Source organism: Wolbachia endosymbiont of Drosophila bicornuta (genome assembly GCF_028982105.1).
Classification (GTDB): Bacteria; Pseudomonadota; Alphaproteobacteria; order Rickettsiales; family Anaplasmataceae; genus Wolbachia; species Wolbachia pipientis.
Map to the genome: position 1 here is coordinate 1 of NZ_JAPQLF010000091.1, position 9,677 is coordinate 9,677.

Here is a 9,677-nt window from a genome sequence, read left to right on the forward strand (position 1 = left end):
GTGCTTATGGCTATGGTAGAGCAGTAGCATATTATGATCTGTTCGGATTATTGTAAAAAGAGCTATAACTTGACGCGTATGGCTGTCATTCCAGTCTGGAATCCAGAGAAAAGGATGATGTCATCCCAGTGTCCCTGTAATGTCATTCCAGTGCTTGACACTGGAATCCAGCCTTTATTATGCAGCCACTTGGTTAAAATTAAGTCTTCTGGATCCAAGTAGTCAGGGCACTGGGATGACAAAGGAGGGCAGTGTCAGCTACTCGGATGACACCCTGCTGGTGGACAATGTTTGTATAGTTGTGCGTCACGCGCTGGAATGACGAATTATAGCACTTCTCGCAATAGTCCGAATAGGATAAGATATGTGCTTGTGGCTATGGTAGAGCAGTAGCATATTATGATCTGTTCGGATTATTGTAAAAAGAGCTATACTTAACCGCCATATCGTCACGGTATCTCCTAGCATAGATCCCGCTAACAAGTAGCGGGATGACGATTTTGTATCGGAAAACAAGTAGCATGACGATTTATCAAATGTTCCTTAGTTTCTCAAAAAAATCCTTTAACAAAAAAGAGCATTCTGTTTCTAATATCCCACCATAAACTTCAGGTATATGGCTGCAAAATTGAAATATCTTAGCACCATTTTCAATTCCTCCACCTTTTGGATTATAAGCTCCAAAGTACAATCGTTTAATTCTGGCAAAGGAAATAGCTTGAGCACACATCGGACATGGTTCTAATGTTACGTACATATCAGCATCACAAAGCGTGGGAGTTGAAAATGCTTGTCTGATCGCTAACATCTCTGCATGTGCAGTTGGATCGCTGGATATATTGTGTGCAGAAGAAATGATATTGTCTCCACTCACTATTACAGCACCTATGGGCACCTCATCATTTTTTTGAGCGAGTTTGGCTTGCTCTATGGCAAGCTCCATATATTGATACTTAAACACTAGGCACTTATTTCTTATCAATTGCTGCTTTAACGAACGACACGAAAAGAGGATGAGGAGAAAACGGCTTTGATTGAAATTCTGGATGAAACTGCACACCAATAAACCACGGATGACTCTCTAACTCCACTGCCTCTATGCACGTTCCATCTTCTGATATGCCACTGCATAACAGCCCATTTTTTTCTAAGTCATCTTTATAATCTGAATTGATTATGTACCTATGCCTGTGTCTTTCTGAAATAGTAGTGTTACTATATGCATCCATCATTTTAGAGTTTGCATTTATATTACATTTGTATGCCCCAAGTCTCATGGTTCCACCAAGATCGTCATCTTGATCGCCAGCTAACTTAACGATTGGATGTTTACAGTTACGAAATTCTTCAGAGTGTGCATCTCCAAGCTTAACAACATTACGAGCAAACTCAATAATTGCAAGCTGCATACCAAGGCAAATTCCGAAAAATGGGATATTATTTGTACGGGCATAATTTATTGCTAATATTTTACCCTCTACTCCGTCATCACCAAACCCCCCTGGAACAAGGATTGCATGAGAATTCTGTAATTTCTCTCCTATAAGTTTTTCATTTATAGGTTTTTCTTCCTTCTCTCTTGAGTTAACCCAATTTATCCTTACTTTGACTTTATTACTAATCGCACCATGATTTAATGCTTCAACTAGTGATTTATACGCATCAGGGAATTCGGTGTATTTTCCAACTATAGACACAGTAACTTCCTGTGTTGGGTGCCTTATGGAATGCACTATTTGATCCCATTCAGTCAAGCTTGGTCTTGGCTTACTTAAATGAAAGTGCTCCAAAATTTGCTTATCAAGCCCACATTGGCTATACAACACCGGTAACTCATATATATGACTCACATCAGGAGCAGGTATCACATTGGATAAAGAAACATTGCAAAGCTTAGCTATTTTCTCTCTTTGATTATCGAAAATTTCTTTCTCACTGCGGCATAATATAATATCTGGTTGTAACCCCGCGGAATTTAACTCTCGAACTGAATGCTGCGTTGGCTTTGTCTTTAATTCTTGCGCTGCGGTAAGATATGGTATTAAAGTTAAGTGAATAAGGATAACTCTTTGTTTTCCTAATGTGTAGTTAACTTGGCGTATAGCCTCCAAAAATGGTTGGCTTTCAATGTCACCTACAGTTCCACCTATTTCACATATTACAAAATCTAAACCTTCCGTACTATTAAAAATGAACGATTTGATCAAATCTGTTACATGAGGAATGACTTGCACAGTTTTGCCCAGATAATCACCACGCCTCTCTTTCTTCAATAACTCATGATATATCTTACCAGTTGTTATATTGTCATCTTTTGTTGCTTTAATTCCAGTAAAACGCTCATAATGCCCAAGATCCAAATCAGTTTCAGCACCATCTTCGGTAACAAATACCTCTCCGTGCTGAGTTGGGTTCATTGTCCCAGGATCAATGTTGAGATACGGGTCAAGTTTTCTGATACGGATCTTAAAACCGTGAGCTTGAAGAAGCGCACCAACACTCGAAGCAACTAAGCCTTTACCAAGCGATGACACAACTCCACCTGTGACAAAGATAAATTTAGCTTCCTTCATTAATTTTCAAATGGAACAGAAGTAGATTCACTTTCTTGCTTTTTTTCTAATATAATTTTTTCTGCGATCGATTTTTTATGTACGTCTTTTGAACATAATCCTGACAATAGCAATGTGTTTATAATAAACAATCCAGCAACAATAGCCGTTATTCTGCTGAGCGGGTTTTCAGAAGATTTCACCGGAATCATCGAATTGCCCCCCTGTTGTGTATTACTAAAACCACTTAACGAACTACTTCCAGGCGGCTGCAAGAGCACTAAAATTACTAACACAACAACCAATATTATTTGAAATATACTTAATACCGCTACTGACATTATAGATAGGGCTGAAAATAAAAATCTTAGCAGTACAAAGCACGTAAGTCAAGAACATCTGTCACCCAAGTAGTTTGAAATCTAAGTATGTATTTACTGCTTACCTTATTTTGATTAACATATGCATAAGACTTTGGGCTTAACATGTATCACATTTTAAAATACAAAGATTATGAACCAAAAATAGACGAAAGTGCTTTCATCGCAGGTGGTTCGCATATCATAGGCAAGGTTGAAATAGGAAGAGATGCAAGCATCTGGTTTAATTGTGTAATCAGAGGGGACGTTGGATCAATAAAAATAGGTAATGGAACAAATATTCAAGATGGAACGGTAATTCATGTGGATAGAAACCCAGGTGGTGACACAATTATTGGCAGCATGGTAACAGTGGGACATTTTTGTGTGTTGCACGCATGCACGGTGCATGATAAGGCGTTTATTGGTATGGGCTCTACCGTGATGGACCATGCAGTTGTGGAGCCTGAAGCTATGGTAGCTGCTGGCTCACTGGCAACACACGGAAAAGTGATAAAAAGTGGGGAAATATGGGCTGTCAGGCCAGCAAAATTCTTCAAAAAAATGTCGAATGAAGAAATTAAACATATTACACAATCAGCACAAAATTATATTATGCTAATGAAGGAACATAAAAACTGAAGTTCGCTTCAAGTGTTTTACTTGACACGTACATTTCGGCTTAACCCTCGTTACTTCTTTTTCCCATTCTCATTTACTTCTTGTGCTTTTGCCCCATCTACTTGAGTACTAGGTAATACTGCATATGTAATACCACCGGCTACGAGTGCAGATGCTACTGCTATACCAATCATTACTAACATCTCTAACTTAACTGTACGTTCAAGCGCAGTAAATGCTATCAGTCCGGCAGCAAGACCCATACCAACAGTAGCAGTGTACCGTGCTCCATTGCCTTGTTTTGGTTGCTCAGTTGTTTTGCTTTTATCTTCTAGTTTTCTATTTTTCTCCTCAGCTTCAGTCAATCGATTTTGTAAGTCTTTTGTTTCATCCTTTTTGGCTTTTAACTGAGCAGCAGTATCATTTGGTGCTGCCTTTAACTGCGCAACTTCATCATTTAGTTTATTTATTTCATCCTCTTTGGCTTTTAACTGAGCAGCATTTGGTTGGTTGTTTAACTGTGCTTCTAAATCTTTTATTTTATTTGTTAGTGTTGTTTTTTCACCCTCTAACTTCGTAACAGCAGCATCTGGTTGAGCTTTTAATGCTGTCATTTCATTCTCTTTCTCTGTTAACTTTTGCTGTAACGCCACAGCATCTAATGCTTCCAATTCTGTTATTTTAGCATTTTTCTCTTCTAACTGCTGCTGCAACGCTGTAGAATCTATTGCCTTTAGTCTTTCCACTTCAGCTTCTAAGTCTTGTTTTTCCTGCTGAGCTGTGTCCAATTGATCTTGTAATTCTTGTGTTTTAATTCTCAATTCCTCCTCAGCTTTCTTCTTTGCAGCTTCTAATTCTTCATTTTTCCCCTTTAACCGCTCTTCTGCAGCTTCCAATTCCGCTGTTTTAACATTTTTCTCTTCTAACAATTGTACTGTGGGATGGCAAGATAGGGCTTTTACCATAATCTCCTCTTTCCCATCGTTAAAGCCTAACAGATTTTTCATTTCTTCTGGGCGACTAAAATATTTGCCACCCTTTCTCCCAACGCATTTTACATTCATGATTGTATTATCTCCTGGTTCTTCTTGAGGATAAGAACCAGTAATATATAGCTGTTGATCATTTAGCGTACAGCCCACATAAAACTTGTCATGAATTATAGCACCACTCCTATCTACGTTTTTATACTTTTTAAATTCTTCATAATCATCCTTTTTTATAACAAGCACTATTTTATCATCGGGAACCTGTATTGTACCATTCTTCAAGCTTATCATAACGAACCTCAACTATAATTTAACATTACATAATACCCTTAGAACCTAAGGTCAAGTAATATTTTTATCATAGCATAGAAAATTTATGTTTGTAAACAAAAAATTTTGGCGTAAAATTGCCGTAATTGTGCTATAGCTAAAGTGATTTAGGTTTACCGACCATCGTCATTCCGCTGCTTGTTAGCGGGATCTAGAGATACCGCGGCGGTATGACGTTGCTAGCTTAAAGTTTAAAATTGAGAAATATTTATGTTAAAAGAAAAATACGGCTTTAAAGAAGTTGAAGACAAATGCAACATATTATGGGAAGGTAGTAAAGTTTATAAATGGAATGGTGAAAAGGATAACACTTTCACTATAGACACGCCTCCACCGACAATATCAGGAAAACCCCATATCGGCCATATATTTAGCTATTGCCACACGGACTTTATTGCAAGGTTTCAGCGCATGCTGGGAAAAGATGTGTTTTACCCAATTGGGTTTGATGATAATGGGCTTCCCACTGAAAGATTGGTTGAGCAAACCTATAAAACCCGCGCAAAAGAAGTTGGCAGGGAAAAATTTATAGAGATGTGCCATGAGGTTATTGAAAAATCAAAGCAAGAATTCAAGGAACTATTTAAATCGGTCGGCATTAGTTACGACTGGGATTTGGAATATCACACGATCAGCAAGGAAACTGTGACGCTTTCACAGATGTCGTTTATTGATCTACATAATAAGGGATATGCATATAGAAAAATGCAGCCCATCCTTTGGGACCCGGTTGATAAAACCGCAATTGCGCAAGCAGAAATAGAAGATAAAGTTTTTGAGTCATCCTTAAACACGATAGTTTTCTCTACTCAAGAAAATGAGCAGATCAACATTGCAACTACGCGGCCTGAGTTACTTCCTGCATGTGTTGCAGTTTTTTGTCATCCAGAGGATACGCGCTACACTCATCTGATCGGAAAAACAGCGGTAGTGCCAATAACGGAGGAGAAAGTTCCAATAATAGCAGATGATAAGGTTAAAATAGATAAAGGCACCGGGCTTGTTATGTGTTGTACATTCGGTGATGAACTCGACATATATTGGCAGCAAAAGCATAATCTACCGATGAAAATTATCATCGATCAGGATGGAAGGATGGACCTAGATGATGTCATTCCAGTGCTTGACACTGGAATCGAGGAAAGAGAGCCAATGCCAGCGATGACAGAGGAAGATATCATGTCAGCGTATGGTCAGAAAAAAGAAGAATGGATCCCAGTGTCTGGGCACTGGAATGACACCATAGGGGCTACTGGGATGACAGGAGAAAGGGCTACTCAGATGACAAAGGAAGGTGGGTGTGATCAGAAAGAAGAATGGATCCCAGTGTCAGATACTCGGATGACAGACGATATACTAAATGAAATAAATGGATTGAAAGTTACAGCAGCAAGAAAGCGTATAATCGAAATCCTAACTGAAAAAGGACTTTTGGTAGAAAGCACTAACATTTCTCATTCTGTTAAGTGTGCAGAAAGATCTGGTGCACCACTTGAGATATTGCCTACTTATCAATGGTTTATCAAGACCTTAGAGCAAAAAGCTCAAGTATTAGATAAAGTAAAAGAATGCAATTGGCATCCAGCTACTATGCGTAAACGTATGGAAGTGTGGATAGAAGGGCTAAATTGGGACTGGTGCATCTCAAGGCAACGTTATTTTGGTGTGCCATTTCCAGCGTGGTATTCCAACCGTAATGGAGAAGAAGGTAAAATTATTCTAGCTGAGATAAAGGACCTGCCTATAGATCCATTGAAAGATTTGCCAAAAGGGTATAGCAAAGAAGAGGTTATCCCAGATCAAGATGTAATGGATACCTGGGCCACAAGTTCAATTACTCCTCAACTAAGTGCACTAGCAGTAAACAGTGAGTTTAGCTTACCAAATCATCGCTATGATACGATATTTCCTGCAGATCTGCGCAGCCAGAGCCATGAGATAATAAGAACTTGGGCTTTTTATACTATTTTAAAGGCACATTATCATGCAAATTCTTTACCTTGGAAAAACATTATGATCAGCGGTTGGTGTTTAGCAGATGATAAGAAAAAGATGAGTAAATCGAAGGGTAACATCATTACTCCTCATGTAATACTTGAGACTTATGGAGCTGATGTAGTGCGCTATTGGGCAGCGAACTCAAGGCTTGGAGTTGATACAGTCTACTCTGAAAATACATTCAAAATTGGCAAGCGCCTCGTTACAAAACTTTGGAACGCTAGCAAGTTCGTTTCCATGTTCATGGAAAAGCATCAAGTGATGAGCATAAATTCTGCTCACGAGACAATGGATAAGTGGATATTGTCTAAGTTGTACAAAGTTATAGAAAGAGCAACGAACAACCTATTACAATTTGAATACTGCGAAGCTTTGCGCGTAATAGAGGAATTTTTTTGGAAGGATTTTTGTGATAGTTACTTGGAGTTAGTAAAAAAACGTGCGTACGGAAGCAGTTTAAGTGCAAAACAAAGCTTGGCGTATGTACTGAATATTATTTTGCGGTTATTTGCACCTTTCTTGCCTTACATTACAGAAGAGATATACCACCAATTGTATAGTTATAATTCTGTACACAATCAAAGTAATTGGCCGAGCAAAGAAGAACTTATCTACGATAAATATTCAGAGGAAATGGGAGATAATGTTATTCAGATATTAAACATTATCAGAAAGATAAAGGCAGATAATAATGTATCAGTTAAGCATCTGATAAAAAAATTGATGATAAAAGCAGATCTACGAGAGGATAAATTGAATCAATCTGCACAGGATGATTTGCAGGCAGTTTGCAATGCGGAAACGATAGAGTGGATGCAGCCTGAGCTTGAAACTGAAGACGGAAAATACATAGTGAATACAGACTTATACTGATTTTTATAGCTTTACTCCCTTTAATATCCATGCTATTGTAATCATTATTAGTATGAGGGAATAATGAGGGATTTGTATAGTAAAACCAATGCACCATATCTTATAGCTGGTGCTCTTGCTACTTTGGTATTGCTTGCGTCTGGGACACTTGCTCTTGCCACTTATGTTAAGTTCTTGTCTTCAGTTGCAATCTTTAATGTAGCTCTTCCTGTTGCTTTGAGTTTGTCTATACTTTCTGTTCTGGTGCTTGTACTTCATGTAAAATGATCAGCCAGAATAAAAAGCTTGATGCACAAAAAGCAGAACCTAATGAAAAAAATGGATTAGCTAAAGAGCAAGAAAATATAATACAAAGCTTAGAGCTTCAAATCAAAGAGCTAAATAAGAGGCTTAGTAGTCAATACAATGAAATTGTAAAGCTAATGGGTAGTGCTGCAAAAAAAGATGAAGTGGAAGAGCTAAGTAAGAAGCTTAGCGATGAAATGGAAAAGCTAATTGGTAGTCTCATAACAAAAGAGGAATTAGAAGAAAGGCTTGGTAGTCTCATAAAGAAAGTTGAAGTAAAAGAAGAGCTGCGGATGAAGTTTTATGGAAAAGATGAAGAAAGAGGAAAGATAACATTTGATGATGTTATACTTCAAAACGATATAAAACAAAAGTTGATAAGGATTTGTGAACCAAATGCTCTAGAAAAAGGAGAAGGATACATTTTGTATGGTCCACCAGGAACTGGTAAGACTATGACTGCTAAGGCGATTGCAAGTGAAACTAGATTCAAATCTGCATTTATAAGTGTTTCTGGATCTGATTTGCTTAATGTGTCAAATATAAATAAGGTTTTTGAGAAAGCAAAAAAAAACACTCCTTGTATAATTTTTATAGATGAAATTGATGGAATTGGCAAAATGCGCAGTGATAATAATGTAGAATCTTTAAATAATTTATTAGCTGAATTGGATGGATTTGAATTTAGAAAAGGTGTGACGGTGATTGCTGCAACTAATCGTATAAATGTTTTAGATGATGCACTTATTAGGGTTGGTCATTTGTCTACACACATTAAGATTCCTACATTAGACACAGACACACGTAAAAAAATAATAAATGAGTATTTTCAGAAGAAAGAATTGCAAAATATATTTATTGACACAATTTTACGCAATACTAATGAGAATTTTTCACCAGCAAATCTGATTAGTTTATTCAAGGAAATAGAAGATTGTGGAAGTAAAGTACTTGACAATACTAGGATTGGGGTTATTTGTCAAAATTTTAAGAAGACTCATAATGTTACAAAGGTGTCGAATAAGCAGACTAACGGGAAAATTGAAAATTCTATAGGAGAATCACAGCAATACACATCCAGACCATCACGTAAGCTGAATGACGCTTCATGTGATTCTGGATATACCAGTATATGTTCTACCCCAACCAATAGCTACCACACATTTTGAGTACAGTTGTACACTGGATACATAAAACCTTAGCCATTTTTAGCTAGCAGACTGAGGATGGGAAGTTTGTTGTAGGTGCAGGATAAAAATAAATACTCCCCTCCACAGATAAGAGAATTTTAATAAATATATACAAGACTGCTGAACGTGGGGGGGAGTAATGAGCAATTTGCTTAGTGAGGCTAATGCATTTTATTTTGTAGCTAGTTCCTTAGCTACTCTTACGTTACTTACATCTTTAGCGCTTATTGTATAGCATTTCTCATAATAGTCCGAACAGGTCATAGGAAGGCAGAATCAACAGCACGACGAAAGGATTCGAATAGAGGAATGTCTTTCCTGGCTCTGTTTTTTATAGCAAACCAATGATGCTCAATTTTGTTGAAATCTGGAGAATAAGGCGGCAGATACAAAATTTCTGCACCAACCCTTTTAGCAAGCTCGATAATCTTATCAGACTTATGAAAAGTAGCATTGTCAAGAATGACAGTCTGTCCAAGT

General features: G+C 37.6%; 9 protein-coding genes and 1 pseudogene. 4 read left to right on the top strand and 6 right to left on the bottom strand.

The annotated features are described in order from the left end of the window. Nucleotides 1-140: 140 nt before the first annotated feature. From OZD68_RS06765 to secG, 4 genes and pseudogenes are all read right to left on the bottom strand, one after another. Nucleotides 141-248, bottom strand: a pseudogene (locus OZD68_RS06765) (WPE palindromic element domain-containing protein); the annotation flags it as partial. A 284-nt stretch (nt 249-532) separates the two neighbouring features. Further along, the gene (locus tag OZD68_RS02735) at nt 533-943 is read right to left on the bottom strand and encodes a nucleoside deaminase (protein WP_015588966.1); all 411 of its coding nucleotides are present in this window, start codon (nt 941-943) and stop codon (nt 533-535) included. A 25-nt stretch (nt 944-968) separates the two neighbouring features. Continuing rightward, nucleotides 969-2,573: a CTP synthase gene (locus OZD68_RS02740; RefSeq protein WP_182309393.1), complete on the bottom strand. Its 1,605-nt coding sequence runs from the start codon at nt 2,571-2,573 to the stop codon at nt 969-971. Continuing rightward, complete coding sequence (gene secG / locus OZD68_RS02745) at nt 2,573-2,893, bottom strand: preprotein translocase subunit SecG (RefSeq protein WP_182309392.1); 321 nt, start codon at nt 2,891-2,893, stop codon at nt 2,573-2,575. The genes OZD68_RS02740 and secG overlap by 1 nt, the downstream gene beginning before the upstream one ends. A 144-nt stretch (nt 2,894-3,037) precedes the next feature. Between secG and OZD68_RS02750 the strand changes: the two genes are divergently transcribed. Beyond that, nucleotides 3,038-3,553, top strand: coding sequence for a gamma carbonic anhydrase family protein (locus tag OZD68_RS02750; RefSeq protein WP_182309391.1), 516 nt, complete (start codon nt 3,038-3,040; stop codon nt 3,551-3,553). A gap of 50 nt (nt 3,554-3,603) precedes the next feature. Here OZD68_RS02750 and OZD68_RS02755 read toward each other — a convergent pair whose 3' ends face one another. Beyond that, entirely contained in the window at nt 3,604-4,812 is a 1,209-nt protein-coding gene (locus OZD68_RS02755) for a coiled-coil domain-containing protein (RefSeq protein ID WP_182309390.1), read from the bottom strand. A 249-nt stretch (nt 4,813-5,061) separates the two neighbouring features. Here OZD68_RS02755 and OZD68_RS02760 point away from each other — a divergent pair, with 249 nt between their 5' ends. The 3 genes from OZD68_RS02760 (at nt 5,062) to OZD68_RS02770 (ending at nt 9,176) form a co-directional block, all read left to right on the top strand. Next, nucleotides 5,062-7,722, top strand: a complete 2,661-nt coding sequence (locus tag OZD68_RS02760) for a valine--tRNA ligase (protein ID WP_182309389.1) — start codon at nt 5,062-5,064, stop codon at nt 7,720-7,722. Nucleotides 7,723-7,794: 72 nt separating this feature from the next. Then, the gene (locus OZD68_RS02765) at nt 7,795-7,989 is read left to right on the top strand and encodes a hypothetical protein (protein WP_182309388.1); all 195 of its coding nucleotides are present in this window, start codon (nt 7,795-7,797) and stop codon (nt 7,987-7,989) included. Then, nucleotides 7,986-9,176 carry an AAA family ATPase gene (locus tag OZD68_RS02770; protein WP_182309387.1) on the top strand — a complete coding sequence of 397 codons (1,191 nt, stop codon included), beginning with the start codon at nt 7,986-7,988 and terminating at the stop codon, nt 9,174-9,176. The genes OZD68_RS02765 and OZD68_RS02770 overlap by 4 nt, the downstream gene beginning before the upstream one ends. A 281-nt stretch (nt 9,177-9,457) precedes the next feature. On the opposite strand, the gene OZD68_RS02775 is transcribed toward OZD68_RS02770, so the two are convergent. Continuing rightward, nucleotides 9,458-9,677, bottom strand: a 220-nt coding sequence (locus OZD68_RS02775; protein ID WP_275008938.1) for a transposase, incomplete at its 5' end; no start/stop codon positions are given.